At 53.5% G+C, this 23,849-nt stretch carries 24 protein-coding genes and 2 pseudogenes; 11 read left to right on the forward strand and 15 right to left on the reverse strand.

Features of this window, described 5'->3' with window-relative positions:
* The first annotated feature begins 295 nt into the window (after positions 1-295).
* Positions 296-655 (forward strand): DUF6124 family protein, encoded by a 360-nt coding sequence (locus FBY02_RS19240; protein ID WP_144929820.1) that lies wholly within the window; start codon positions 296-298, stop codon positions 653-655.
* Between the two features lie 150 nt (positions 656-805).
* Here FBY02_RS19240 and FBY02_RS19245 read toward each other — a convergent pair whose 3' ends face one another.
* Positions 806-1,423, reverse strand: a complete 618-nt coding sequence (locus FBY02_RS19245) for a hypothetical protein (RefSeq protein WP_144929821.1) — start codon at positions 1,421-1,423, stop codon at positions 806-808.
* A gap of 649 nt (positions 1,424-2,072) precedes the next feature.
* Here FBY02_RS19245 and FBY02_RS28450 point away from each other — a divergent pair.
* The 5 genes and pseudogenes from FBY02_RS28450 (at position 2,073) to FBY02_RS19270 (ending at position 8,180) form a co-directional block, all read left to right on the forward strand.
* Positions 2,073-2,255 carry a DUF6124 family protein gene (locus FBY02_RS28450; protein WP_256662541.1) on the forward strand — a complete coding sequence of 61 codons (183 nt, stop codon included), beginning with the start codon at positions 2,073-2,075 and terminating at the stop codon, positions 2,253-2,255.
* 648 nt (positions 2,256-2,903) lie between these two features.
* Positions 2,904-5,742 (forward strand): annotated as a pseudogene (locus FBY02_RS19255) (class I SAM-dependent DNA methyltransferase).
* Positions 5,739-6,800 (forward strand): YhcG family protein, encoded by a 1,062-nt coding sequence (locus tag FBY02_RS19260; protein WP_144929822.1) that lies wholly within the window; start codon positions 5,739-5,741, stop codon positions 6,798-6,800. The pseudogene FBY02_RS19255 and the gene FBY02_RS19260 overlap by 4 nt, the downstream one beginning before the upstream one ends.
* Positions 6,797-7,183: pseudogene (locus tag FBY02_RS19265) on the forward strand (DEAD/DEAH box helicase family protein); the annotation flags it as partial. The gene FBY02_RS19260 and the pseudogene FBY02_RS19265, both read left to right, overlap by 4 nt.
* A gap of 502 nt (positions 7,184-7,685) precedes the next feature.
* Positions 7,686-8,180, forward strand: coding sequence for a GNAT family N-acetyltransferase (locus tag FBY02_RS19270; RefSeq protein ID WP_144929823.1), 495 nt, complete (start codon positions 7,686-7,688; stop codon positions 8,178-8,180).
* 74 nt (positions 8,181-8,254) lie between these two features.
* On the opposite strand, the gene FBY02_RS19275 is transcribed toward FBY02_RS19270, so the two are convergent.
* The 3 genes from FBY02_RS19275 to FBY02_RS19285 form a co-directional block, all read right to left on the reverse strand.
* A complete protein-coding gene (locus FBY02_RS19275; protein ID WP_144929824.1) occupies positions 8,255-9,781 on the reverse strand; it encodes an IS66 family transposase in 1,527 nt (508 codons plus the stop codon).
* Positions 9,782-9,842: 61 nt separating this feature from the next.
* Positions 9,843-10,178: an IS66 family insertion sequence element accessory protein TnpB gene (gene tnpB, locus FBY02_RS28455; RefSeq protein ID WP_178112095.1), complete on the reverse strand. Its 336-nt coding sequence runs from the start codon at positions 10,176-10,178 to the stop codon at positions 9,843-9,845.
* 105 nt (positions 10,179-10,283) lie between these two features.
* Positions 10,284-10,493 carry a transposase gene (locus FBY02_RS19285; RefSeq protein WP_144929826.1) on the reverse strand — a complete coding sequence of 70 codons (210 nt, stop codon included), beginning with the start codon at positions 10,491-10,493 and terminating at the stop codon, positions 10,284-10,286.
* Between the two features lie 414 nt (positions 10,494-10,907).
* Here FBY02_RS19285 and FBY02_RS19290 point away from each other — a divergent pair, with 414 nt between their 5' ends.
* Positions 10,908-11,585: an inovirus-type Gp2 protein gene (locus tag FBY02_RS19290; protein ID WP_144929827.1), complete on the forward strand. Its 678-nt coding sequence runs from the start codon at positions 10,908-10,910 to the stop codon at positions 11,583-11,585.
* Positions 11,586-11,876: 291 nt separating this feature from the next.
* On the opposite strand, the gene FBY02_RS19295 is transcribed toward FBY02_RS19290, so the two are convergent.
* Together FBY02_RS19295 and FBY02_RS19300 are read right to left on the reverse strand one after the other, a co-directional pair.
* Positions 11,877-12,668: a hypothetical protein gene (locus FBY02_RS19295; RefSeq protein WP_144929828.1), complete on the reverse strand. Its 792-nt coding sequence runs from the start codon at positions 12,666-12,668 to the stop codon at positions 11,877-11,879.
* A gap of 125 nt (positions 12,669-12,793) precedes the next feature.
* Positions 12,794-13,147 carry a hypothetical protein gene (locus FBY02_RS19300; protein WP_144929829.1) on the reverse strand — a complete coding sequence of 118 codons (354 nt, stop codon included), beginning with the start codon at positions 13,145-13,147 and terminating at the stop codon, positions 12,794-12,796.
* 139 nt (positions 13,148-13,286) lie between these two features.
* On the opposite strand from FBY02_RS19300, the gene FBY02_RS19305 reads away from it, so the two are divergent.
* Positions 13,287-13,634, forward strand: coding sequence for a helix-turn-helix domain-containing protein (locus FBY02_RS19305; RefSeq protein ID WP_144929830.1), 348 nt, complete (start codon positions 13,287-13,289; stop codon positions 13,632-13,634).
* Between the two features lie 40 nt (positions 13,635-13,674).
* Here the strand turns inward: FBY02_RS19305 and FBY02_RS19310 are convergent, their stop codons facing one another.
* The 4 genes from FBY02_RS19310 to FBY02_RS19320 all read right to left on the reverse strand — a co-directional run bounded on the left by FBY02_RS19310 (position 13,675) and on the right by FBY02_RS19320 (position 15,606).
* Positions 13,675-13,884 carry a hypothetical protein gene (locus FBY02_RS19310; protein ID WP_144929831.1) on the reverse strand — a complete coding sequence of 70 codons (210 nt, stop codon included), beginning with the start codon at positions 13,882-13,884 and terminating at the stop codon, positions 13,675-13,677.
* Between the two features lie 75 nt (positions 13,885-13,959).
* Entirely contained in the window at positions 13,960-14,136 is a 177-nt protein-coding gene (locus FBY02_RS28150) for a hypothetical protein (RefSeq protein WP_178112093.1), read from the reverse strand.
* A gap of 79 nt (positions 14,137-14,215) precedes the next feature.
* Positions 14,216-15,184, reverse strand: a complete 969-nt coding sequence (locus FBY02_RS19315; RefSeq protein WP_144929832.1) for a DUF932 domain-containing protein — start codon at positions 15,182-15,184, stop codon at positions 14,216-14,218.
* A 92-nt stretch (positions 15,185-15,276) separates the two neighbouring features.
* Positions 15,277-15,606, reverse strand: a complete 330-nt coding sequence (locus FBY02_RS19320) for a hypothetical protein (RefSeq protein ID WP_144929833.1) — start codon at positions 15,604-15,606, stop codon at positions 15,277-15,279.
* 270 nt (positions 15,607-15,876) lie between these two features.
* Here FBY02_RS19320 and FBY02_RS19325 point away from each other — a divergent pair, with 270 nt between their 5' ends.
* The 3 genes from FBY02_RS19325 (at position 15,877) to FBY02_RS19335 (ending at position 18,777) form a co-directional block, all read left to right on the forward strand.
* Positions 15,877-16,128, forward strand: coding sequence for an AlpA family transcriptional regulator (locus FBY02_RS19325; RefSeq protein ID WP_144929834.1), 252 nt, complete (start codon positions 15,877-15,879; stop codon positions 16,126-16,128).
* A gap of 63 nt (positions 16,129-16,191) precedes the next feature.
* Entirely contained in the window at positions 16,192-17,619 is a 1,428-nt protein-coding gene (locus FBY02_RS19330; RefSeq protein WP_144929835.1) for a YfjI family protein, read from the forward strand.
* 45 nt (positions 17,620-17,664) lie between these two features.
* Entirely contained in the window at positions 17,665-18,777 is a 1,113-nt protein-coding gene (locus FBY02_RS19335) for a hypothetical protein (protein WP_144929836.1), read from the forward strand.
* A gap of 217 nt (positions 18,778-18,994) precedes the next feature.
* Here the strand turns inward: FBY02_RS19335 and FBY02_RS19340 are convergent, their stop codons facing one another.
* The 5 genes from FBY02_RS19340 to FBY02_RS19360 form a co-directional block, all read right to left on the reverse strand.
* A complete protein-coding gene (locus FBY02_RS19340) occupies positions 18,995-20,203 on the reverse strand; it encodes an integrase arm-type DNA-binding domain-containing protein (protein WP_144929837.1) in 1,209 nt (402 codons plus the stop codon).
* Positions 20,204-20,727: 524 nt separating this feature from the next.
* The gene (locus FBY02_RS19345) at positions 20,728-21,459 is read right to left on the reverse strand and encodes a helix-turn-helix transcriptional regulator (RefSeq protein ID WP_047702722.1); all 732 of its coding nucleotides are present in this window, start codon (positions 21,457-21,459) and stop codon (positions 20,728-20,730) included.
* Positions 21,460-21,654: 195 nt separating this feature from the next.
* On the reverse strand, positions 21,655-22,182 hold the full coding sequence (ppa, locus tag FBY02_RS19350) for an inorganic diphosphatase (protein WP_144929838.1): 528 nt from the start codon (positions 22,180-22,182) through the stop codon (positions 21,655-21,657).
* Between the two features lie 110 nt (positions 22,183-22,292).
* The gene (locus tag FBY02_RS19355) at positions 22,293-23,105 is read right to left on the reverse strand and encodes a zinc-dependent peptidase (protein WP_144929839.1); all 813 of its coding nucleotides are present in this window, start codon (positions 23,103-23,105) and stop codon (positions 22,293-22,295) included.
* Between the two features lie 6 nt (positions 23,106-23,111).
* On the reverse strand, positions 23,112-23,759 hold the full coding sequence (locus FBY02_RS19360) for a DedA family protein (RefSeq protein WP_144929840.1): 648 nt from the start codon (positions 23,757-23,759) through the stop codon (positions 23,112-23,114).
* Positions 23,760-23,849: the final 90 nt, after the last annotated feature.

Below are 23,849 nucleotides of genomic sequence, written 5' to 3' on the forward strand. Positions count from 1 at the left end.
CTTGCGCCATTGCCTACAACTACGCCAGAATCCGCCGGCTTGTGCGCCTTGGGTCGCGTCGGTAGTTTGAGTCCTGTCACTGCTCATCAGTGATCGGGTTTAGTCGCCCAGGGTGAAACAGGTTGTGCAAGGCGTCATCCAGTCAGGATTCCCATCCTGCACTCGATGGTGGCTGTGCGCAGGGCGTCCTCGGACGCGCCGGTTTCTTGTTTCCCCGGTCGACTAACCTGCGTACAGCTGCCTCCCATCGTTTAGTCGCGAGCGGGTGATGGCTCCAACTACAGGAAGCAAGACAATGGCAAAAGTTACTCCGAACCCTCCATCGACAGACGAAACCGTCTCCCGCGCCCAATCGGCCCGAAACAAAAAACTCGACGATGCTGCTGCGCGAGCTTTGGACTTCTACCTGAAGCCCACACCTGAAAAAGAAACGTCCGACAACGCTCACCCGCTGTTTCTTATCGCGCCTGATGTTGATTCTGAGTGTCTGCTTGCGAACCTCAGTGAGAACCTGGCTTCGGCGAATGCCATGATTAGTGATCTGGCGTTTGACCTGGATGGGTCAAGGCGGCATGTGGCGTTGGGGATTTTGCAGGCGATTGAGTTGAGCGAGCTGTTGGCGAATCGGGCTTTGGATATTGTTGAGGTGAGGTAGGGCAGGGCGTTCCTTGCTCTCTTGGCGTAAAAAAGGTCTTGCTGAGCAAGGCCTTTTTCGTATCCGAGAGTCCCGAAATGATACCGAGTGCACTCGTGTATGAACTGGGCTTTGAGAGACTGGAGTAGGAGGTGCGTTGTGGCTTTGTATCTAGCAGCTGAAAAGCACATTACACCGGGTACACCACCCTTCAGCTGCGCTCCGGTTCATTGGGAAACGGAAGGGAGGATGACCTGTATCGGCAGCCGTCAAAACCAGTGAGAATCTTATGAATCTACGCCGAATCTCGTCGGCTGGAATGCTCATGCCTGCCCCATCGACTATTCGAAGAACCCCGCCCGACACCCTGTGGTCAATCTGTTGCCACTCAAAGTGCCAGCCTGTGACCCACGTGAAGTCTCGAATTTGATAATCGCCGGTGGCGCTTTGGCATTGAGCGAGTTTCTTGCTGGAGGGGTCAAAGACAACAAACAGGGGGCTTGGAAAACCGAGCAGCTGAGTATCGTCAAGGCTTAAACCTTCTTTCAGGTTGATGGATGCTACGAGTGCTTTTGCTCGTCTCTTGCGCCGGATCAAATGCCATACGGAAAGGCAAAAAATAGAAACAGAAGCCAGGAAGAGCTGGTGTCCTAAGACGGAAAGCTTATCGGGCCAATACGCAATCACGCCCCATACGAGTGCTGTCGTGGTAAGGCCAGATAACCAGGCGGCGGGGATCACCGTGCTGTTAGCGAGGCTGGTTCCGAGCGTCCTCAGACAGCTTTTCATTATTGATCCAATGTCATTTGTAGAAGAGCGCGCAGGTTATCACTGTGAACGTCACCAATCGTTAAAGCGATTGGAAACTGACTCAGCCTCGGGTGATTTAGGTGAATAGGTTGGGGGTGAAGGAATGGTTTGTTTATCGCGGCGCTTGAATCCTAGGATTAGTTGACGCTGTCTTGCGTCATTGCCTACAACTACGCCAGAATCCGCCGGCTTGTGCGCCCAGGCCAGCGCCGGTAGTTTGAATCTAGTCACTGCTCATCAGTGATCGGGTTTCGCAGCCCGGACTCTATAGGCGCACAACGTCACCTTCGAAAGCAGATCGCCCATGTCTGTGATTTTCGTCAGAGGTGGCTGTGCGTGGGAGACCTTCGGGTCTGCCGGTCCCTAGAGTCCCGGTCTGCGAACCCGCGTACAGCTGCCGCCCTAACTTCGTTTCGCAGCGGATGGTGGTAGCTCCAACAGACTCTAGGAGCTTTACCGTGGTCAAAATTACACCGCCCCCCAGAAACAGATGAAACTATCTCCCGCGTCCAATCGGCCCGTAACAAAAAGTTTGATGATGCCGCGACGCGGACCTTGGATTACTACCTGAATCCCAAGCCGAAGAAAGAAACGTCCGACAACCCCAACACCATCTATCGCTTCTGACGTGGATTCCGAATGCTTGCTTGCCATCCTCAGTGAAAACCTCGCTTCGGCGAACGCAATGATCGGAGACCTGGCATCCAATCTAGAGGGTTCACGACGGCATGTGGCGTTGGGGATTCAGCAGGTGATTGAGCTGAGTGAGTTGTTGGCGAATCGGGCTTTGGATATTGTTGAGGTGAGATAACAAGGGCCGCACGTGCCCGAGAGAAGAAAAAAGGTCTTGCATGGCAAGGCCTTTTTTCTGGCCGAGAGTTCGAAGCGAAGAGCTATCAGCTATGGGCTCGATAATTTTCCCGGCAAGCACAATGGGACTGGAATCAAAGCGATCAACCGTTTGACACCGAATTCGCGTGTCTTTCCTAAGGTGAAAGGGGCCATCACGTAATCTCCCTTCCCAAGGCATGGCCGGAAGAGGTACCTGCACATCTGCATTAGATTGATGCACAGCTTGCCCCTGCAGGGGAGACATCGGAGGATGCCTCCGAGCGTTATTCGAAATGCACACATTTTTTGGATATGAATCATTTAATCGCTAATGTTGGTCGCGACCTTACGGCGGCTAGGGGCCTCTACTCGCGTAGGCTGGTTTATTTAATCGCTATCGTTGATACCGCCTGTTGCGCCTATTTTCCTTGCTGCAATGCGTCCTTCACAGTTTCAGCAGCTCCGTTGTCGTCGCACGTAACACGGCCTTATGGAGGCTATCGGAGTTATCATGTCGAGCTGTGATGGGCACGAAGGTTAAAGCGCCTCAAGCGGTCTAGTCATCATCCACAAATTAACGGCTAAATTCGCCGTACCCATGCATACGCGATCTGGACAGTGGTAAACCATGAATGCAGTAGAAATTGAGTCCGCCATATCGGATCTAGCCCTTGAGCCTTTTGACGCAGCGGAGTTTCCGTTCACTTTTTTGGCCGCATTTGGTAACAAGGAAACCGCGCTCAAACGTCTGCGTGCCGGTAACAACAACGCTTCGGACGTACCTGGTGGGGTGCTACTGCGTAGCAACATTCATATCGCTACATGCGAGTTCGGCACCGTGGGTGAAACGCTGAAGGCTCTACGTAGCAGCTCTGCCACCACAAAAGCCAAAGCCAAGTTCATCCTTGCCACCGACGGGCAAACGCTGGAGGCCGAAGAGCTAATCACGGGCGAAACCATCACCTGCGACTATCCAGACCTTCCCAACCACTTTGGTTTCCTGCTGTCGCTGGCCGGTATCTCCACCATCAAGGAGATCAAGGACAATCCCATCGACGTGCGCGCCACTAGCCGCCTAAACAAGTTGTACGTCGAGCTGCTGAATGAAAACCCAGACTGGGCTAAAGCTGAACGCCGCCATGACATGAACCACTTTATGGCACGGCTGATTTTCTGCTTCTTTGCCGAAGACACCGATATTTTTGATGGCGATAGCGTGTTCACACGTACTGTAGAACGCTGGAGCGAGCGTGACGGATCTAACACCAACCAGGTGCTGTCGGAAATCTTCCGAGCCATGAACGTCAAGCAGGTCGAGCGCGTCACTGCTCAGCCGCGCCTGCCCAGTTGGGCCAACACCTTCCCTTATGTGAATGGCGGGCTGTTCTCTGGTAGCACTGAAGTACCACGCTTCACGCGAATGGCGCGCACTTACCTGCTGCACGCTGGCAACCTGAACTGGCAAAAAATTAATCCGGATATCTTTGGCAGCATGATCCAGGCGGTGGCCGATGATGAAGAGCGCGGTGCATTGGGCATGCACTACACCAGCGTACCCAACATCCTCAAGGTTTTGAATCCACTGTTTTTGGATGATCTACGTTTGCAACTGGACGCGGCCGGTGACAACAAATCCAAGCTGCTGAACCTTCGCAAGCGCATGGCGCATATCCGCGTATTCGACCCGGCCTGCGGCTCAGGCAACTTCCTAGTCATCGCTTACAAGCAGATGCGCGAGATCGAGGCAGAGATCAATAATCGTCGAGGCGAAGCCAATAATAAATCGGAAATCCCACTGACTAATTTTCGCGGCATCGAGCTGCGCGACTTTCCAGCAGAAATTGCCCGCCTGGCGCTGATCATTGCCGAGTTTCAGTGCGACGTGCTGTATCGTGGTCAGCAGGACGCTCTGGCTGAGTTTTTGCCGCTGGATGCGCAAAACTGGATTGTTTGCGGCAATGCGTTGCGGCTGGATTGGTTGAGCATTTGCCCGCCTACGGGCACGGGCGTCAAAGTTGTGGCCGATGACTTATTTGGCACGCCGCTGAATCAGGCGGAGATAGATTTCAAGAACGAGGGTGGCGAAACATACATTTGCGGCAATCCGCCGTACGTTGGCTCAAACGTCAAGCCGCCAAAGGACGCGAGTAACGAGCAAAAGGAGCGTTTGAAAAAAGAAGCTGAAAGCCGTAAAGCGGACTTGAAGCTTGTCTTTGAAAAGCGCACTAGCACATTTGGAACGCTGGATTATGTCGCTGGTTGGTTTATGAAGGCCGTTGAATACGGCAAACAGACAAAAACTGCGACGGCACTCGTGACAACTAACTCTATCTGCCAAGGTCAGCAGGTTCCGGTTTTGTGGCCACTGATCTTGGCGGAAGGGTACGAAATAGCGTTCGCACACACTTCGTTCAAGTGGAAAAATTTGGCTTCAAAAAATGCAGGTGTGACGGTCGTTATTGTGGGTCTTTCAAATCAGGCCCGTAAAAGTCGGAGGCTGTTTGTTGCAGAGAAGGAAGGAACGCTCACCGTAAAAGATGTTGAAAACATCAACCCTTACCTGATTCCTGCAAAGAACGTCATTGTTGCGCCTAGTTCAACACCAATAAGTGGTCTAGCAGAAATGAGCTTCGGTAGCATGCCGAACGATGGCGGCCACCTATTGATGAGCTTTGATGATGGAACGTCAGCGATTAAGCAACATGAAGTACAACCGGAATTTATTCGTCCGGCATTAGGCACGAAAGAATTTATTAATGGTATTGAGCGTCGTTGCATCTGGGTGGGCCCAGCCGATTACGAGGATGCTTCTGCCAATCTCTGGCTCCGTACCCGTTTTGAGAGCGTGCAAGAAAAACGTCAGTCAAGTGATCGAGCAGCAACGAAAAAGCTTGGCGATGCACCATACAGATTCGGAGAGGTTCGGCAGACCGGCGATGAAGTTGTAATGATTGTTGCAAAAACATCTTCGGAGCAGCGCGATTATCTACCCGTGTCTCTATTTCCACGCGGAGCCATCGTAACAGAGGCATTCGCATTTTATGATGCCCCACATTGGTGCATGGGGCTCATTGCTAGCCGCCTGCATTTGGTCTGGGTTGCCACCATCTGCGGGAAGATGAAAACTGACTACCGTTACTCCAATACTCTCGGGCTGGAACACCTTCCCAGTTCCATTACTCACCGAACAGAACAAGGCCGATCTGACTGCTTGCGCCGAGGACATTCTGCTGGCCCGCGAAGCCCATTTTCCCGCCACCATTGCCGACTTGTACGAGCCAGACAGCATGCCGGATGACCTCCGCCGTGCCCATGAGCGCAACGATGAGGTGCTGGAGCGTATCTATATCGGTCGCCGTTTTAGAAACGACACCGAACGGCTGGAAAAGCTATTTGACCTCTACACCAAGATGACAGCAGATACAGCGAAGGCCATACCGAAAAAGACACGAGGGAAAATGGCATGAGCGACACTCCTACTAGCCTGACAACCCCACCCGAGGGCTACGGCGAGTGGTTGGCCGACCTCAAAAGCCGCATCCACAGCGCCCAGCAGCGCGCCACGCTAGCTGTGAACCGCGAACTAGTGCAGCTGTACTGGCAGATCGGCAATGATATTTTGACCCGTCAGGCACAGCAAGGCTGGGGGGCCAAGGTGATCGAGCGGCTGGCGCATGACCTGCGCACCGCCTTTCCTGATATGAAGGGATTTTCCCGCGCCAACCTGATGTATATGCGTGCTTTCGCCGAGGCCTGGCAAGATGCCGCAATTGTCCAACAGGCTGTTGGACAATTGCCCTGGGGGCATAATTTGGTGCTGTTGACCCGACTGAAGGATCCACAACAGCGCCTAGCCTATGCTCAAAGCGCAATTGCACACGGCTGGTCACGCAATGTGCTGAACATCCATATAGAAACTCGCCTGCTGGAGCGCAGTGGTACAGCGGTCACTAACTTCGATGTCAGCTTGCCCAAGGCGCAGTCCGACCTGGCCCGCGAGTCTCTGAAAGATCCGTATCGCTTTGATTTCCTCTGTTTGCGCGATGAGGCGCAGGAGCGAGAGATCGAACACGCACTGGTAAAACACGTCACCGAGTTTCTATTGGAACTGGGCGCAGGCTTTGCATTTGTCGGGCGGCAGGTACTGCTGGATGTAGGTGGCGACGAGTTCTTCATCGACTTGCTGTTCTACCACCTTAAGCTGCGCAGCTATGTGGTGATCGAGCTCAAGGCCGGCAAGTTCAAGCCCGAGCACCTAGGGCAGCTTGGGTTTTATATGACGGCCGTGGATCGCCAGGTCAAAGGTGAACATGACAGCCCCACCATCGGCCTTTTGCTCTGCAAGAGCAAAAACAAGATCGTGGCCGAATATGCGCTGGGCGATAAGACCCAGCCCATGGGCATTGCCGAATACAAATTGCTCGAATCTCTGCCTGCCGAATTGCAAACCAGCTTGCCCAGCATTGAACAAATTGAACGTGAACTAGCGGGCGACGGCACCCTCATGGAGGATGAATCACAGTGACTAACACTACCAACCCGACCAACAGCTACACGGTGCCGTCGGTATCCATTGCTACAGCGCACACTGGAGCATCCAGCAAGGCTAATGAGTTGGGCATGCGTACCATGCAGGAGCGTGCCTATGCCAAGCGGGGCGAGCAGTACTTGCTGATCAAGTCGCCCCCAGCATCAGGTAAGTCCCGCGCCCTGATGTTTATCGCGCTGGATAAGCTGCATAACCAGGGCTTGCAGCAGGTAATTGTCGTTGTGCCAGAGCGCTCCATTGGCGGTAGTTTCGCCGATGAGCCGCTGAGCAAGCTTGGTTTTTACTGGGATTGGCAAGTAGCTCCGCAGTGGAACCTATGCAATGCACCTGGCATTGACGAGCCGCGAGTGGCCAAGTCCAAGGTCGAGGCCGTACGTGCTTTGCCGACGCAAGACTGATCCAACTCAAAGCCAGTACACATCCAGCACAGACAACGTTCGTGAGGAGTCAGACTGAACCTGGGCGGAAGGCGCAGATTCTGCGATCGAAGAAGCGGAGACGCTGTTGTTGAAGGCAACGAAGCTACTGCCGAAGTCAAGCAAGAAGGCTCCTTGAATCGAGAGCGACTTGGATGCGCGATGTGTCGAATGCAGCAATGAACCTGTACATTGCTCAGCTTGATGGCAATGCTTCTATCGAGTGGCTAAGTTCAGGCAAAACGTGTGGAGCATTGACCCGCGCCGTCAGCTTTTCGTAACCGTCCGGGAAACACGCCTTCCTGAGCCATCGCCCTTAGTGCCGAGGTTCGAAAGGTGTTGACTGGACGCTTATTCAAGGCTCAGCAGCAGCTGATTATCGCGCTTCTTGCCAAAACATAACGGAACGGGCATTGTTAGGGCTTTGATCGAACACTGGAGAGCTATGACCATGAATGACATCAGCATTGATCGGTATGCGCCAGGCGACGAGAAAGGTGTAATGGCTTTGATCGTGCCTATCCAACGTGAGGAGTTCGGAATTGCGATTTCAGCTGAGGATCAGCCAGACTTGATGCAAATCCAGTCGTTCTACCAGACCGGCACCGGTGACTTTTGGGTAGCCCGGAGACAGGGTGCAGTGATCGGAACGATTGGTCTGAAGGACATTGGCAATGGCGAAGTCGCTTTACGCAAGATGTTCGTTGCAGCGCCTTGGCGAGGGCGGGAATTTGGTGTGGCCAAGCAGATGCTTGAACTCCTGATTGAAGCCTCGAAAGCGCGTGGCGTAAAGCGGATTTATTTAGGTACCACGGAGAGGTTTCTAGCTGCCCATCGCTTCTATGAAAAGCACGGCTTCGAGCTGATAGAACAGCAGGATCTGCCAGCCGGTTTTCCTTTGATGGTGGTTGATACGCGGTTTTATGCGTTGGTGTTGTAAGCCTCCTGGCTCATGATCGGCGTTATGGCCGCATGAAAATATGCGGCTAGTGAAGGCATGCAAACCTTGCGCAGTTAAACAGGCGTCCACTTATGAGGCAGCAGTTCGTCAATATCACTCGCCCGCTGCGTTGGCAGGCGCGTGAGAATGTCCTTCAGATAGGCATACGGATCATGCCCGTTGAGCCGCGCAGACTGGATCAAGCTCATGATCGCCGCCGCCCGTTTACCTCTGCGTAGCGACCCTGCGAAGAGCCAATTCTTGCGTCCAAGAGCCCATGGCCGGATCTGGTTCTCGCACCAATTATTATCAATGGGTACGGCCCCGTCCTTGAGGTGGCGCGACAGAGCTGCCCAGCGTTTCAGGCTGTAATCCAGTGCTCTGCTGATAGCCGAACCTTCGGGCACGCAATCACGCTGGGCGATCATCCAAGCATGCAGCATATCCATCACCGGCACGGCTTTTTCTTGCCGTATTCGGCGGCGTAAATCCGGCTCCAAATGGTGGATTTCACGTTCGATTTCGTACAGCAGTTGGATGTAGCGCAGGGCCTGCTCGGCGAGCATGCTCTTGTTGGTGGCGTGCAGTTCGAAGAACTTGCGCCGCGCGTGAGCCATGCAGCCGATCTCGGTCACGCCGAGTTCGAAGCTGGCCTTGTAGCCACCGAAATCATCACAGACTAGCTTGCCCTTCCAGTCTTGCAGGAAGTTGCGAGCATGCTCACCGGCGCGGCTGGGGCTGAAGTCATAAATGACCGCCGCTGTTTCGCAGAACTGGCCGGTGGCATAGGCCCAAACATAAGAGCGATGGGTTTTCTTTGAACCCGGAACGAGCATCTGTACCGGCGTTTCATCGGCATGAATTACCTGCTGACCGAGCACCACATCGCGCAGTGCATCGACCAGAGGCTGCAACTGCACGCCAGTAACACCAACCCATTGGGCCAAGGTTGAGCGTGGAATTGCCAAACCAGCTCGACCGAAAATCGACTCCTGGCGGTAAAGCGGCAGGTGGTCAGCAAACTTGGCGATCATGACGTGGGCCAGCAAACCGGCGGTCGGGATGCCCTTGTCGATGACCTGCGCCGGAACCGGCGCCTGGATCAGAGTTTCACAGTCATCACAGACCCATTTGCCACGAACATGGCGCTCGACGGTAAACACGCCGGGCGTGTAGTCCAGCTTCTCGCTGACGTCCTCACCGATACGCTTGAGTGCGCAGCCACATGGGCAGTGAGTGTTGTCCGGTTCGTGATGGATCAACGTGCGTGGAAAATCTGCCGGCAAGGCGGTGCGCTTGGGTTTTTGCTTTTTCTCGGTCGGCGTTGGCGCTGTTTGCAAGGCTTGAAGCTCAGCCTCGATCGCCGCGATATCGGTATCGATCAGGTCATCGAGCAAGCTGGCCTGCTCAGGATTCATCTGCTCGCTGCGCTTGGCAAACTTCAAGCGCTTGAGCTGCGCGATCTCGTGGGTCAGCTTCTCGATAACTGTTTGGTCGCGGTGGATCTTCTTGCCCATGGTGTCGACTTGCGACAGCAACTGCGCTGCCAAGGCACGCAGTTGGTCAGGGGACATTTGGTCGAGATTGGGCGAAGAAATCATGCCGTGGATTTTGCCAGAGCGGGCAGTTCGCGGCGATAGACCGATAGGCTAATGGCAACCGTTAAATCAGTGTGATCGCGCCGCCAGCTCCGACACGTTGCCATGGCAGACCCAGCACTAGGGCCTGAAGTTGCTCGGCATCCAACTCGAGATCAGAACCATGGCGAATACCTGGCCAGTGAAATTTGCCTTGATTCAACCTGCGCGCAGCCAGCCAGATGCCAAACCCGTCATGCACCAGCACTTTCATGCGAGTGGCGCGACGATTGGCGAACAGATAGGCGCAGTGCGGCTTCGCCGCACCGAACACCGCGATCACCTTGGCTAATGCGGTCTCGGTGCCTGCGCGCATGTCCATCGGCTCGGTGGCGAGCCAGATGGCATCGATGCGGATCACTGGGTAAGCCCACGGACAAAGCGGGCGCATCCTTCAGGATCGGAGGTCGGCCATTTCACCGTGATCGATTGCTCGCCAAGCGGCAGCTCAATGATCGCCGACGTTTCAGCCTGCCGTTTTGGCGTGGCTCTCAATGGAACAAAAGCCGGCAGCGCCGCTGGCGGCTGATCCCCGGAAGAGCGGCATCCACTTTCGAATAACGTTGGCGTTGATGCCGTGGCTGATGGCAACGCCAGATAGGGTCGCACCTGGTTGCAGGCATTCCTGAACAATCTGAGCCTTGAACAGTTTCGGGTAAGAGCTTCGTTGGCGCATGGAAATCCTGACGTTAAGGGCTATCGCGTCCGCTTAAAAATACGCGGACACCATCGTCCTTAATGCTGGAGTTCGGAAGGTGTGTTCGCCGGCCCCTTACTTTCAACGATTGTCGAGCGCCGAAATGGCGTCAACTTTGGTCACAACAAACACCGCTAATTCAAAAACGGTAGTGATAATTTCCTGGAGTAAATTTATTAAATAAATTGGCAAAAATTCCCGTGTTTGCGGGGGCTTTTGCTCTCGATTCCCTATGAATACTGAAGATGTGATACTCGGGTAATAGGTACTACGCTTTCATCTCTTAGGTTTCAATATATCCAGCCAGTATTCTGGCAAGTATCCAGCAACGTTAATGGTTAAATAATACTAATCCGCATTCCGTATGAGCCTACTTCAACAGGACATACTGTAATGAGCGTTTCATTTAATCCTAAACGTATCCCCGGAAACACGAACCTTCGCTATTGGTACGACTACACCTATGATGGTTACCCCCTCATGGTGGATGCCGGTCCATTTGTTGAGCAGTACTTGGAAAAGCTTTATCAAACCATGCAATACGCGTTGGTTGATTATTCTCGCGTATTCGCTTTCAGATTTGATTTGAGAATACCGCATGGAAAACCTTTACCTAGCGATGCACTGACCAATCAGATGATTCGGAGATTTAAGACATCGCTGGATGAGCAGATTCTTTGGGATCGTCAACGAGCTCGAAACCGCAATAGGTCAGCCCATGATTCCAAGGTCAGGATGTTCTGGGTCAGGGAGCTGGGTACGGTGAGAGAGCGCCCTCATTATCATTGTATTGTGTTTCTCAATCGTGATGCTTATCGCTCGATGGGAGGTATAGGCTCAGAGCGTAGCAACATGCACAACCGTATTGAATTGGCTTGGGCGAGGGCTCTTCGCTTGCAAGTGGCAGAGGTACGTGGTGTGGTTCATATTCCCTTGGGGACTACGCACCATTTAACTCGCACGGATTACTTTGGACAGGATGAATTCTTTCGTCGGTCAAGCTACCTATGCAAAGCAGCAACCAAACACTACGGCGATGGTCAGCATGGCTGTGGAGGGAGTCGGTGCTGAGTACGAGCCAGATCATCTCAAATGCTTCGAGCCACACGGTAGATACTAAGGCAGCAACTGACGAGGGCTGAGCATTTCTATCGCTCTGCTGGTGTCAGTCTGCAGTGGAAGGCTGATGCCAGGTACATGAGTTCGATATCGCAAGAAGCTGTCCCGAGGCAGTAGTTATCATGTGACTGAAAGCGCCTATCTACAGGGGCGGGATTGCCGTCTTGGCTAAAAAATAAGGGCGGGACTCAATAGGGGTGTACGCCCCCTGTCACTCATTTGTGTCCAGGGGGTTCAGGATCTTTATTGCAGTAGGTAACCCATCGGTTGGTCATCCTTGTCGAAGCAGAGGATGGTTTCACAATGACCCCCTAGCTGGTCGGCATTCGATTCGCTGATGTCCGGCAACCATTTGCCCAGTTCAGCTACTGGCACTTTCTTGTTGTCGATGTAGCAGTCGTCATCCATCCGCGGGTTGCACCATGCACTTTTGACATCCGGCCATTCTGATTGGGGCTGGGTAGCTGGTGACTGTACAGCCGCTTTTTGAGTACCTCCTATTTGTGCTTGCCAAGCTGCGTAGCCGCCGTCATAGCGCCCATCAAAGGTCGGAATGAGCTGATTATCAGGTACGCCAATATCCAAGTAGAACTGGTACAGGATAGAACCAGCTTTGGCGTACGACACTTGCTGAGAGGTATCGACACGGTAGGCCACTGGCTTGCCGTCGGTGCTGATGCCGATGCGGTACCAGATCGATAGCGCGAAGAAGGCATCCTGATTCCATTCACCTACCAAGGTAGTGTTTGTGCGGCACTTACTGCGCAGACAGGTACCACTTACTTGGTTGACATAGCGCCGGTCCTGCTGGCGCTGGGCATCCCAGATGAGCACCTCGCGGGAGGTCTCCAGCCAAGTGCATTTGATCATGGGTTGGCCGTTGAAGGATTTCTTGGCGATACACGGAATAGCTTCGGGAAGGCCGTTGGTAGAGGTCTCGTCTGGGAAGGCGATGTTGCCCCATGCGTAATGATCTACGACAGCGTTGGCGTTGGCGCAGAAAGCGAGCAGCAGGATGCAGAGTATCCGTTTCATAGGTTCTCCAGTTTGTTGTTTTGTCGAGTTCGAAAGTAAGAAAAGGCTGTTTAACGGCCGATGATGAAGGCGAACTCCGGCGTGTCGCGGGGCAATCAATGTCGCTTACGGTAATTATCCGAGCGCTATTTCTTGTACGTGATCCTGAGCTTTTTATTGACGTAGTCCTTGAGGATTTCGTAGTCAGGGTTGTACGTAACGAGCGTATGACCTACCCCCGCTGCGGCCGTTAATGTCGCTATGGTCAATGTTGCAGGTGTTGTCAGGACGGTGAATACGGCGCCGAGTGCGCCACCTTGTACCACTGCACTTTTCACATCACTTTTGACTCGACACTTCAGTCCCTGGCTTTCAATCTTGGTTTCAACCAGTTTGATGCCTGCCATGAAATTGCCTCTGAGGCCATGGATCTCGAAGGACGCTTTGCGTCTCACGAGATCTTCAATCTGCGCGTCATTCAGACCTGTTACGACGATCATGGTTTTTCTGAGCTCCCTGCATGAGGTAATGGGTTGGAGAAGAAATCGATTATCAACCTTTCGGGGCGAGTCTCATCCTTGAGGGTCCTTCATGTCAACGGGTTGATGCCCAACCATCCGGGTTGAACTGGAGGGTGGCATGTCAAAAACTGAATCGAAGCAACTGGCAGAGTTGGTTGGGCAAGCGATTGCTCGTCAGCGCGTACGCTGCCAGTTGAGTCAGGAGCAGATTGCCGAGAGGCTTGGGATTGGCAGTGAGGCCGTATCGCGCATAGAGCGCGGCGTCGTGATGCCCAACGTCGAGCGGCTGGTTGAGCTCGCGACGATTTTCGGCTGCGAGACAGCCGACTTACTGACAGAGGTGAGTTCACGTCCAGAAGATCAGGCGCGCAGGCTTTACGATTTGCTGTCCCCGCTGGCACTGGATGACCGGGCACTCGTCATGGACATGGTGGAACGCCTTGTTGACCGGCTTGCTCGTGATTGAGTATTCGCTGTCCAACCGTTAAAAGCTGAAGAGGCGACAGTTAAGTCGCGGTGTTTTTGGTGGGATTGTTCCGGATGGGGGATGTGCTCAGCACCTTGAACAGTCGATTCAGAATCCAGCACGCCAGCAGCACGGCAACTAGGAGTGGCGGGAAGCGCAACATCAGCACAAAGCTGGCGACGAGCGCCCCGGCTGCCGCCAATGCACCAATGAACGCAAATAGGTAGAGCAGAAATCGCAGTAGGGTCATTTAAGATCTCCAAAGCCTGCCAGGAAGCAGGCAAATTTAGGTCGGTGGGATTAGCGAGCACTTGGAACTTGCCGTCTATTGAGTTGGGATTGGCTTGCAGTGCTTTGCATGGCCCTTGATGGAGGCAGCATTCGGGCTGACGCTACCCTGCTTGCCTACGGCCAACCAATTTTCGCGGGGCATTTTCTTGGTGCTGATCAGGCGCAGCGCCGGGCATGTCTTGGTGATATTGCTCAATGGATTAGCTTTCATGGCCTTCACCTTGTGGAAATAGAAATACCCGATCAGTGATGAGGCTGATCGGGCGTTATGGGTTGGAAGAGGTAAGCGGTCAGGCGACCAGTTGCAGGGCGGTGTCCAGGGCACGTTGCTTGATCTGCGCCCCTTGGCCGAACCAAGCCGAGTCCATGCGGTACTCATTGCTGCGTGCACGACGCTCGTGATCGACAAACGCGGTCACGGAGTTAAGCAAGCCCCAGGCGGTGCCGCGTGCTGAGTCGAGCTGACTGCCCCGACCACGACCTTCGTACAGCTCCTGCACCTTGCGCAGAGCGCGTTCGTTGGGCAGTACCTCCGGTAATGCGCCGGTCGGACTGGTCTCGCACAGCACCGTCATAAAAAATCCCAGCGCCTCACTCCACTGCACTTTGCGTTCAGCCAGCGCACGCATGCGGTACATAAAATCGTCCCATTGCGAGACAGCAATGCCGAGCTGCTTCTTTACTGCCTTCGAGTCGAAGCGGGTGTTGTGCGGCACCTTGATGGCGCGGCTGGTGCCGTCCAAGGCGATGGTCAAGGTGTTGTTGCAGACCACGCGCACGGTGGTGGGGGTTGCCGTGGTGGCCAAGGTGCCGTCGCAGGACGTGGCCAGCAGCAAGTAGCCGTTGACCTGATCGTTACCCTTAAGCGCAGCACCTTGACCGGTACGCGCCAGCGCCCAGAATTTGCGACCACCCTTGAGTACCCCCGCAGTCTCAAGCTCGTAGCCGGAGACCTCGGTGAGGTCACGATAAAACTCAAGCACCTCTCGCGGCTGCACGGTGTGGTAGCGCTGGGAAACCACCGACAGCGGTGCTTTGGTGTCCGAGCGGAAGAGCACCTTCTGCTCCGGGAAGGAATGGATCGCACCCAGGTGGCCGACGGTCTCTAATTTGAAGAGTACGTGGCTTTCCTGGATCGCCCAGTCCATGCCGGCTTCGCGTTGCCAAACTTCGATGGGTTGCTTCTGAGTGAGCTGATTGCCCAGGCCATGCCAGGGAGTTGCGCCAGCATAGGCCATAGTTTCGACGAGATGAGCCATGGTTGTAATTCCTTTAGGTGCAAGCCGGCATAAAGCACCACGCAGAGCGCGGCACCGTCCGGACGTAATAAATAGAAGGGAGGTTGACTTGGTTAGGTCGGGAGGTTGAAGCGGTGGCCACATAACAAGCAGAGGTTGTGGGCCAGGACGTGGCGGTCGAGCGACTCACCGAGCTGAGCGCCGAGCGCGCAGCCGCCTATGCCACCCGCCAGTCCGCCGAGGATGGCGCCCGATATAGAGCCGAGTGTGATGCCTAATGGGCCGGCAATGGCTCCGATTATCGCGCCAGCCTGGCTACCGGCGAGGGCAGCACTGACGCCACGCGTAGCACCACCCACGGTACCGATGATGGCGCCGATTTTCATGGCGTGATGGAAAGAGTCGAATTTTGGAGAATGGCAGCGAGGGCACTGCAATGGCATGGGGCGAACCTCGTTGGTGGGGTAGTCAAGGTGGTTATGTATGACTGAGATTTTTTCGAGTGGACTACGAGGCCTGCTATTCCTGCTACTCGGTAGCAGGAATAGCAGGTCTGAGGTATTAGATTTGGGAATTATCTTGGTCTTGGCTCATGCTTTTTTGTAAGTGTCAAGGTCTGTGCTTAAGGGGGGTCGTATAACTTTTAAGCAGTGCAGATGAGGTATCGGGATGCACGCAATACGATGACGCCTCAACCGATTTGGAGGTGGCTCATGAATTGTGAACATAGAACTCAGGGTATCGAGGCTGGATGGGTGGCAGGTGGACCTGAGGTGAGGGTGATCCGTATGAAACGGCTAAGCGAGATGCTCTCGGTTTCGAGATCAACCCTATATGACTGGCTAAATCCGAGTAGTCCCCGTTATGACTCAGAATTCCCGAGGCCAGTACGCTTGTCTGCAAAGGGAGTGGCAGTTGGCTGGTTTCTTGATGACGTTATGCGTTGGCTCAGCGCCAGAAAATGAAAATTTAACCAGTTGAGTAGCTAATAGATCATTATTTAAAGTTGAGTAAGTAGGTGTGAAGTAATGGGCTTTTTCGATGGTAATAGGCTTGGTGGTAATGAGTTTGGATGTTCGTCCGTTAATATGGAGGAAATCGATTCATTCCCAATTTTTAAAGGTGCGGTAATAAGTATTGCTCAACAGACTCAGGCGCCGATTGAGCTGGCTTTGTCGGTTGTTCTTTCAGTTGTTTCGTTGGTTTGTCAGTACCTAATAGATGTAAGAAGGCCATGGGGAAGTGTTGGGCCGGTATCACTAATGATTTTTTCGATAGCGCTTTCAGGTGAGAGAAAAACCGCGATTGAAGATATTGCAGTTAAAGCGCTAAGAGCGTTTGAAAAGAAGCGTAAATTGTCGGATTCACAGAAAATAAGAGAGTGGTCAGTTTTGCTGGAGTTGTGGGAAAGGCAGAAAAAGAAGATTCAGAAGAAAATGCTTGATGAAAGCTTAACGTTGAGCAGTTATAAGCAGCTTGAAAGCGATCTTTTGGTGCACGCGAAATCAGAGCCTACTCGACCGCCGATGTTTAAGATGACTCATCAAGATGTCACTCCGGCTGCATTATCTAAAGCCTTGGCACAAGACTGTCCGTCCGCAGCATTATTTACGAGTGAGGGTGATATAGCCTTAAGGGGCGTTGTTAATCAGGTAGGCATGATGAACGCTTTATGGAGCGGCTCCGGCCTTGAAGTTGGGAGGGCTTATTCTGGGGATTTTTCATTGGCAGACGTGCGGTTTAGTATTGGTATTGGGGTCCAGCCAAGGGTGTTCGAAGAATATTTAGAAAGAAAGGGCGAGCTGGGTAAGGCATCAGGATTTTTTGCGAGGTCATTGATTTTTTATCCAGAGTCTACGCAGGGCACTCGATTTATTGAAGGTGAGGTTCGGATCGACTTAAGTCGATATGAAAAGAGAGTGGAAGAACTTCTCGAAGAAAATGTGAGAAAGTTTGATGCCCGGGATTCGAGTAAGACAGTGGTTGGTTTCTCAGCTGAAGCTAGCGAGAAATTGATATGGCTACACAATAAAGTCGAGAAAGAAATGAGGGTGGGTGGAAGCTATGAGCGGGCGCGTGATCATGCTTCAAAGTTAATAGAGAATATTTCTAGAGTGGCCGCTTTGCTTCACTTCTTTGAGTCTGGCGGAACTGAGATTTCCGTTTCAGAGTTGTCGTCGGCTGAGAAAATTGTTATGGGATGCTCTGTGATGTATAAGAATATGTTCTCATTTTCGCCTCAAGTTGTTACTGATGCTGATGCGCTAATCTCTTGGTTGCAGGCTAGGTGCGATAGCCCACTCTTTAGGCGGACTAAGAGAAATGACGTTTTACAGAGGGGACCTGCAGCCTTGCGTCGTGCTACGCGGCTCAATCGCGCAGTTGATTATCTGGTAGAAAAGGGGCGTGTGAAGGAAGTTGTGTATGGGCGAGTGGCGGAAATTGAGTTGATCTAATATGATATTGTTTTTATTGAATTTTTAAGTTTTGGTGGATGATGAATGGAAGTGCCTCAAGCGAAGGAATATTTGGCGATCCTGGTAGGCTCTAATGGTCGTGTATTGTTACGCAAAGAGCCTGGTCTGGTTGGAGGGTTCTTTATAAGGGTTGAGTTACCTGTCGATAAGTCTCCAGAAGACGCAATTGCCGACTTAGTATTTAGTGAGAGTGGGTTGCAGGTGCGAGTGGACGCTGTTGGGACAGATATTTATTTTGGAGCGCGAGGAGTGTGTGGGTATTTTATTGTTAAATTAGTTGGCTCTGAGGAGGCTGTTGGGTTGGATGGGTTTTCGGTTGACTGGTACAGCATTGAGGGGGCGGCTAATCTTATCTCTAGCTTAAAGAATGATAGTGAGTTTGAGTTAGAAATGTCTGTTTTAGCTGTGGCTGCAAGTATAGCTGAAATGAGTGGTGCTCTGGTTGATGACAGGTTTAAGAGGGTGGTTGGAAACTCAGAGTTTGAGAGCTTTAAAGAAATCTGTGTTGATCTCGAAAGAATTTTGTCAGGTGGCACGGGTGAGTTTTGGAGGCGCGGAATAAACTCGGATCGGGTAATTGGGATGTTAGATGAAACTCAAAAGCGAATTAGTCTTGGGGAGATAGATTCTGAGTATGAAGAAAACGTTCTTTCTCTTATTAGTAGAAACTCTAGGTCTAAGGAGCATGAGCGCTCTTTGATAGAGGCTATTTCAATGTGTTCAACGAAAGCGTATGGTTTTTTGTTGCGTGGGGACTATGTTGGTTACAATGAAGCGTATCTTGGTGTTCTGAATTATGTCGAATTATACGATCGATTATATCCGGGAGAGGGACGGGCGCGGCGAGAGAGGGGATTTAAGGGCGGGAATGGTAAGGCGAAGGCTAGTGCGGAGGTTAGTCGTAAAATTGGTGTAAGTGAGGATCTCATCCGTCAAACTATATTGGATGCTCTCCGTGCACACGTTCCTTACCGTGCACGCACCACTTATGTATCTGTTGTTGATAAGATAATTGATGAGGTTTTTCATAGTGTTAAGTGTCAGGGGATTGAGCGTAATCGAGATGATCTGTGTGGTTTAATTCTAGATATGCTAGCAAATGATGCTGCAGCCAAGAAAATTGTTAAGTCCCGGTAGAGAGTGCAAAACTTTTTAAGTTGTGGTTGGATTTATCTGTCACTTAAAGTAAATCGCTCAGTGTTACTTTTTAGCTACATAATGCTAAACCGCACCGATACGTCTATGGTGCAAAGTTTGAAGGTCTCTCGCGCAAGGCTCTGCATGCGCGAGAGGTGATGAAATCACCTACTGAAGGTGTGCTTTTTCTAAGACTGAGCAATAGATTAATTAGTGCTCAGGTTAACGAGGGTGGGGGTGCTACAAATAGGCTCCAGTCATTCATGAGTAAACGCCTCTTATCAAGAAAGTCCGAGCGAGAGTACGCTCCCTCGGTCTGATCACGCTCGTCATGTGCTAACGCCATTTCACAGACTTCACGAGGATAATGGGTGCATTCACCGGCCCAGTCACGAAACGAAGATCGAAAGCCATGGCGAGTGATGTGCTTGTACCCCATGTCATGCAGTAGGGTTCGTACAGCATTTGCATGCATTGCCCCAGTCTTGCCTTGGCCTGGGAACAGAAAAGGACTTCCTTCATCTCGCGGAATACTTTTCACCAGCTTTACGACTTCCTCGGCAAGCGGAATGACGAAAGCTACCCGCATTTTCATTCTCTCATCTGGCAGTGACCAAGTTTTAGCTTCTAGATCAAACTCATCCCAGCGAGAGAACCTGACCATGTGGGCGCGTGCGCTGGTCATGATCAGCAGTTGAGCGGCCCATGATGGAGGTGTGGAGTTCGCCCTGAGCTTCATCATCAGCTCAGGCACTTCCTGCCAGCGCAAAGCTTCAAAGTGCTCACGCTTCCGAGCTTTCCTCTTTTCAGAACGGCTCAACAGATTGTCTAAGTGCCCGCGCCACCGAGCAGGGTTCTCACCTTGTCGCAGGTTGCGTGCCTTTGCTGCGTCCAGGACTTGTTCTATTTGCCCGCGTACCTCGTCAGCGGTTCTGGTCTTGGTGGCCCAGATGGGTTCCAACACCTTAAGCACTTCGGGAGTGCCTATGTCTTCGGCTGACAGCTTGCCTATGTGATCAAACGCATACAGCTCCAGTTTCCGCAGCCACCCTTTACGCCACTTTTCCGACCACGCCGCGCCGTGAGCATCACGGTATTGCGTTGCGAGCGTCTCGAATTTTAGTTGCTTGGCTTCACTTGCACGCTGGGCTTCCCGTTGAGCTGCACGCTCTACGTCTCTGGCTGCCAGGGGGTCAATGCCATCGTTCAATTGACTGCGTTTGGCGCTGGCTGCTTGTCTGGCTTTCTTGAGGCTGACTTCAGGGAATGAGCCCAAGCCCATCTCCCTACGACGCCCCGCCAATTGAAAGCGAAGTAGCCAGGATTTACGTCCGGTAGGTTTGACGACCAAACGGAGGCCATCACCATCTTCGTAAGTGCCAGGCTCGGTCAGGTTCTCGACTTGTTTCGGATTCAGTTTACTCATTGATTCCCCCTGCTGTCCCTTTGTCCCCCCACCTGTCCCCCCACTTCATCCTCGGATGAGGTCAAATGGCGTTGAACACCATCGGACAGGGAAATGTCTCAAACCCCCGGAATAGCTAAGCTAACAGGAAGATTCTCGGATGGGATAGGATTATTTCGGACAATTAAAAAGCCGGCTTGTGGCCGGCTCCCCGTTGACTGACTCAGTTCGTTTTTGACAAACCTCACCAGCCTTCAAAACGTACATCCGGCTCTTGCGGCCGGCTGTGGGACTTGGTCAGAAAGTGATCTGCCTTGTCGGTGCGAGGCATGGGCTCGCAAATGTGGGGCGCAGGATACGCGGGTTTTTCTCAGAATCCCAGTGGTAAGTGGTGTGGAATCATTGGGTTAGCGGTGGTTCGAAGGAAAAAGCAGGGGCTGCTTTGCAGCCCTGCGGGGATGAATCCCCTCGCCACAAGGATCTCCTTAGTACGGGCAATGTCGTTGATGAAGGAAGCGCTTGCTACTGTCCTTTAGTCCGCAGGCTCAATCGAACACCTGTGGTCGCTGTTTGTTGAGGGTGGACCACCAGAATACCCAGCCCAATACCCTGATGTTTTGCGCTTCAATCTGTTCGGCGCTGAAGACTTCGTCCGGGTAGGCGGTGCTGTTGTGGCTGCGCAGGCGCAGACGGTTGCCGGGGATTCGGTGGAGGTATTTGATGCGTAGCATGCCGTCGTGTTCGAGGGCGTAGATCTGGCCGTCGATGACTTGGGTAAGGCCGCGGTCGATGGCGAGGATGGAGCCGTCCTCGATGCGTTCGGCCATGCTGTCGCCGACCATGGTGGTGCAGATGGCGTCGTTGGGGTTTATTTCCAGGGATTCGAGGTAGCTGCGGGGCAGGCGGATGGATTGGTCGGGGATTTCGGTGATGTGGGTTTTGCTGCTGCCCGTTGCGATGGGCGCTTCCGTGTAAAAAGGCAGTTCGATGTCCTGGGTTTCCGCCACGCTGTAGACGCCTTGGACTTCGGCGGCTTCATAGGTGGTGCCAGGGCCGAGGCCCAACGGGGTTTGCGGGCCTTCGCCGTGGGCGAGCCATTGCGGGCTGACGGTCAGCAGGCCGGCGATACTGTGGATACGACCCGGCGGGATGCCGCGGTTGAACCAGTTGTTCACGTGCTGCGATTTAACGCCGTATAACTTCGCGAAGTCGGCGGATCGGATTTGTGCTTCTTTGAGAAGGGCTCTGAAGCGGTCGCCACTGGAGGTCTTTTTCATAAACGGAAAGTTTAGGAGCGACTGTGTTTTGAGCAATAAACAAGTCGTTCAAATTTATAAGACGATCTTTCCGTTTGCAGGATTTGAAAGCAGCTGAATAAACGTAATTAAACACTGTTAATACAGTTTCGTATTAAGCGCTATTAAGGCATAAAAAAACCCCGGTGAAAACCGGGGTTCTTCTTTAAATCAGTTTCAGCCCTTGTAGGCGGCAACCGACTTGGTGATCGCTTCGCGGGCGGCGTCAGCACCGGCCCAGCCTTCGATCTTGACCCACTTGCCTTTTTCGAGGTCTTTGTAGTTCTCGAAGAAGTGTTCGATCTGCTGGATCAGCAGGGGTGGCAGATCGGTGTATTCCTTCACGTTGACGTACAGTTGCGACAGTTTGTCGTGTGGCACTGCGATAACTTTGGCATCGCCGCCGCCGTCGTCGGTCATGTTCAGGATGCCGACTGGACGGGCACGGATGACCGAGCCAGGGGCCACTGGGTAAGGGGTCACGACCAGCACGTCGAGGGGGTCGCCGTCGTCGGCCATGGTGTTAGGGATGTAACCGTAGTTGGCCGGGTAGAACATGGGGGTGGCCATGAAGCGGTCAACGAACAGGCAATCGCTGTCCTTGTCGATTTCGTATTTGATCGGGGCGTGGTTGGCCGGAATTTCGATCGCAACGTAGATGTCGTTCGGCAGGTCTTTGCCAGCCGGAATCTTGCTGTAACTCATTGGGCGGTGTCCCCGTTAGTTGACCAAAAGGCTGGTCGGATTGACCAAAAGTGGCGGCGATTATAGGCATATTCAGCCATCGATGCCACGTTACCAGGGTCTTAGAGACCTTAGTATGACGCCTGATAGACCGGATCTTCGACCTGAAGTTGCCGCAGCCGCGCCAGAGGATCCTGGCGGTAGAACGCCTTGAGCTGTTCGTAGACCCGCGGGTACGCCTGGTGCAGCAGGTCAGGGGCGCTGAAGAAGTATTCGCTGGTGACGGCGAAGAACTCCGCCGGGTTTTCCGCGGCGTAGGGATCGATGAGGGTGTCGGCGTCCGGGTTCTGGTCCAGTTGGCGGTTGAGGTCGTCGAAGGCCTGCTGCATGGCTTCGGCCCAGTCGCTGACGCGCATGTCGGCGTGCAGCGGTGGCAGGCCGTTGGCGTCGCCGTTGAGCATGTCGAGCTTGTGCGCCAGTTCGTGGATCACCAGGTTGTAACCGTCCCAGCCACCGCTGGCGAGCACGCCGTCCCAGGCCAGGATGATCGGGCCCTGGGGCCAGGCTTCGCCACTGTGTTCACCGTCCCATTCGTGTTCGATGCCGCTGGCGTCGCGGTAGCGCTGTGGGCTGAGGAAGTCGTCGGGATAGAGGACGATTTCGTGGAAGCCCTGGTACCAGTTCAGCTCGCCCAGGTGCATCAGTGGCAATTGGGCCTGGGCGGCGAGCAGCAGGCGTTGTTCCTGGTGCAGTTCGACGCCGGGCAGGGCGGTCAGGTGCTTGTCCTGCAGGAACAGGACGCAGGCTTCACGCAGCCACTGGTCCTCGGCGGCGCTGATGCCGTCGAGAAAGCTCAGGTGGTGACGCACGCGCTGCCAGATGTCATCGGCCACGGGATGCTTGGCGAGGGTGCGTTGGCGGCGCCAGTTGCTCAGGGACCACATGGGCGATCAGGCCTTCGAAGCACGCTGGCCCAGTTTGCTGCGGACCAGGCTGATGATCATCGGCAGCAGCGATACCAGGATGATGCCCACCACCAGCAGCGACAGGTTCTGCTTGATGAAGGGCACGTTGCCGAAGAAGTAGCCGAGGGTGACCAGGCCGCCGACCCACAGGACCGTGCCGAGGACGCTGAAGCCGAAGAAGCGCAGGTAATTCATTTTGCCCACACCGGCGACAAAGGGCGCGAAGGTGCGGATGATCGGCAGGAAGCGCGCCAGGGTCACGGTCTTGCCGCCGTGCTTGTCGTAGAAGTCGTGGGTTTGTTGCAGGTAGTCGCGGCGGAAGATTTTCGAGTTGGGGTTGCTGAACAGTTTTTCGCCGGCAGTGCGACCAATAAGGTAGTTGGTGCTGTCACCGAGGATCGCTGCCAGCATCAGCAGGCCGGCCAACAGGAGTGGGTCCATGGCGCCGCCCGCGGCCACGGCACCGGCGATGAACAACAGCGAATCCCCTGGCAGGAACGGCGTTACCACCAAGCCGGTTTCACAGAAGATCACCAGGAACAGGATGGCGTAGACCCAGGTGCCGTAGTGGGTCACCAGCATGTCGAGGTATACATCGAGATGCAGAATGAGGTCGAGGGGATTGAAATCCATGCAATACACCTTGGTGGTGGCCCGGCTCGGCAGGCGGGTGGCTCGGGCTTTGAGTTGGGCTGCGGGGTTTGTAGCTTTTTCTTACAAGCC

The sequence above is a fragment of the Pseudomonas sp. SJZ078 genome (assembly GCF_007828255.1).
Classification (GTDB): domain Bacteria; phylum Pseudomonadota; class Gammaproteobacteria; order Pseudomonadales; family Pseudomonadaceae; genus Aquipseudomonas.

Bases quoted from the DNA above. Each gene is read 5' to 3' on its own strand.
- FBY02_RS19320 (WP_144929833.1), bottom strand. From the start codon at position 15,606: ATGCCATTGCAGTGCCCTCGCTGCCATTCTCCAAAATTCGACTCTTTC.
- FBY02_RS19315 (WP_144929832.1), bottom strand. From the start codon at position 15,184: ATGGCTCATCTCGTCGAAACTATGGCCTATGCTGGCGCAACTCCCTGG.
- FBY02_RS19240 (WP_144929820.1), top strand. From the start codon at position 296: ATGGCAAAAGTTACTCCGAACCCTCCATCGACAGACGAAACCGTCTCC.
- FBY02_RS19275 (WP_144929824.1), bottom strand. From the start codon at position 9,781: ATGATTTCTTCGCCCAATCTCGACCAAATGTCCCCTGACCAACTGCGT.
- FBY02_RS19360 (WP_144929840.1), bottom strand. From the start codon at position 23,759: ATGGATTTCAATCCCCTCGACCTCATTCTGCATCTCGATGTATACCTC.
- FBY02_RS19285 (WP_144929826.1), bottom strand. From the start codon at position 10,493: ATGCGCCAACGAAGCTCTTACCCGAAACTGTTCAAGGCTCAGATTGTT.
- FBY02_RS19325 (WP_144929834.1), top strand. From the start codon at position 15,877: ATGAATTGTGAACATAGAACTCAGGGTATCGAGGCTGGATGGGTGGCA.
- FBY02_RS19295 (WP_144929828.1), bottom strand. From the start codon at position 12,668: ATGAAACGGATACTCTGCATCCTGCTGCTCGCTTTCTGCGCCAACGCC.
- FBY02_RS19245 (WP_144929821.1), bottom strand. From the start codon at position 1,423: ATGAAAAGCTGTCTGAGGACGCTCGGAACCAGCCTCGCTAACAGCACG.
- FBY02_RS19330 (WP_144929835.1), top strand. From the start codon at position 16,192: ATGGGCTTTTTCGATGGTAATAGGCTTGGTGGTAATGAGTTTGGATGT.
- FBY02_RS19345 (WP_047702722.1), bottom strand. From the start codon at position 21,459: ATGAAAAAGACCTCCAGTGGCGACCGCTTCAGAGCCCTTCTCAAAGAA.
- FBY02_RS19270 (WP_144929823.1), top strand. From the start codon at position 7,686: ATGACCATGAATGACATCAGCATTGATCGGTATGCGCCAGGCGACGAG.
- FBY02_RS19260 (WP_144929822.1), top strand. From the start codon at position 5,739: ATGAGCGACACTCCTACTAGCCTGACAACCCCACCCGAGGGCTACGGC.
- FBY02_RS28150 (WP_178112093.1), bottom strand. From the start codon at position 14,136: ATGAAAGCTAATCCATTGAGCAATATCACCAAGACATGCCCGGCGCTG.
- FBY02_RS19310 (WP_144929831.1), bottom strand. From the start codon at position 13,884: ATGACCCTACTGCGATTTCTGCTCTACCTATTTGCGTTCATTGGTGCA.
- FBY02_RS19300 (WP_144929829.1), bottom strand. From the start codon at position 13,147: ATGATCGTCGTAACAGGTCTGAATGACGCGCAGATTGAAGATCTCGTG.
- FBY02_RS19340 (WP_144929837.1), bottom strand. From the start codon at position 20,203: ATGAGTAAACTGAATCCGAAACAAGTCGAGAACCTGACCGAGCCTGGC.
- FBY02_RS19335 (WP_144929836.1), top strand. From the start codon at position 17,665: ATGGAAGTGCCTCAAGCGAAGGAATATTTGGCGATCCTGGTAGGCTCT.
- FBY02_RS19290 (WP_144929827.1), top strand. From the start codon at position 10,908: ATGAGCGTTTCATTTAATCCTAAACGTATCCCCGGAAACACGAACCTT.
- FBY02_RS19355 (WP_144929839.1), bottom strand. From the start codon at position 23,105: ATGTGGTCCCTGAGCAACTGGCGCCGCCAACGCACCCTCGCCAAGCAT.
- ppa (WP_144929838.1), bottom strand. From the start codon at position 22,182: ATGAGTTACAGCAAGATTCCGGCTGGCAAAGACCTGCCGAACGACATC.
- FBY02_RS19305 (WP_144929830.1), top strand. From the start codon at position 13,287: ATGTCAAAAACTGAATCGAAGCAACTGGCAGAGTTGGTTGGGCAAGCG.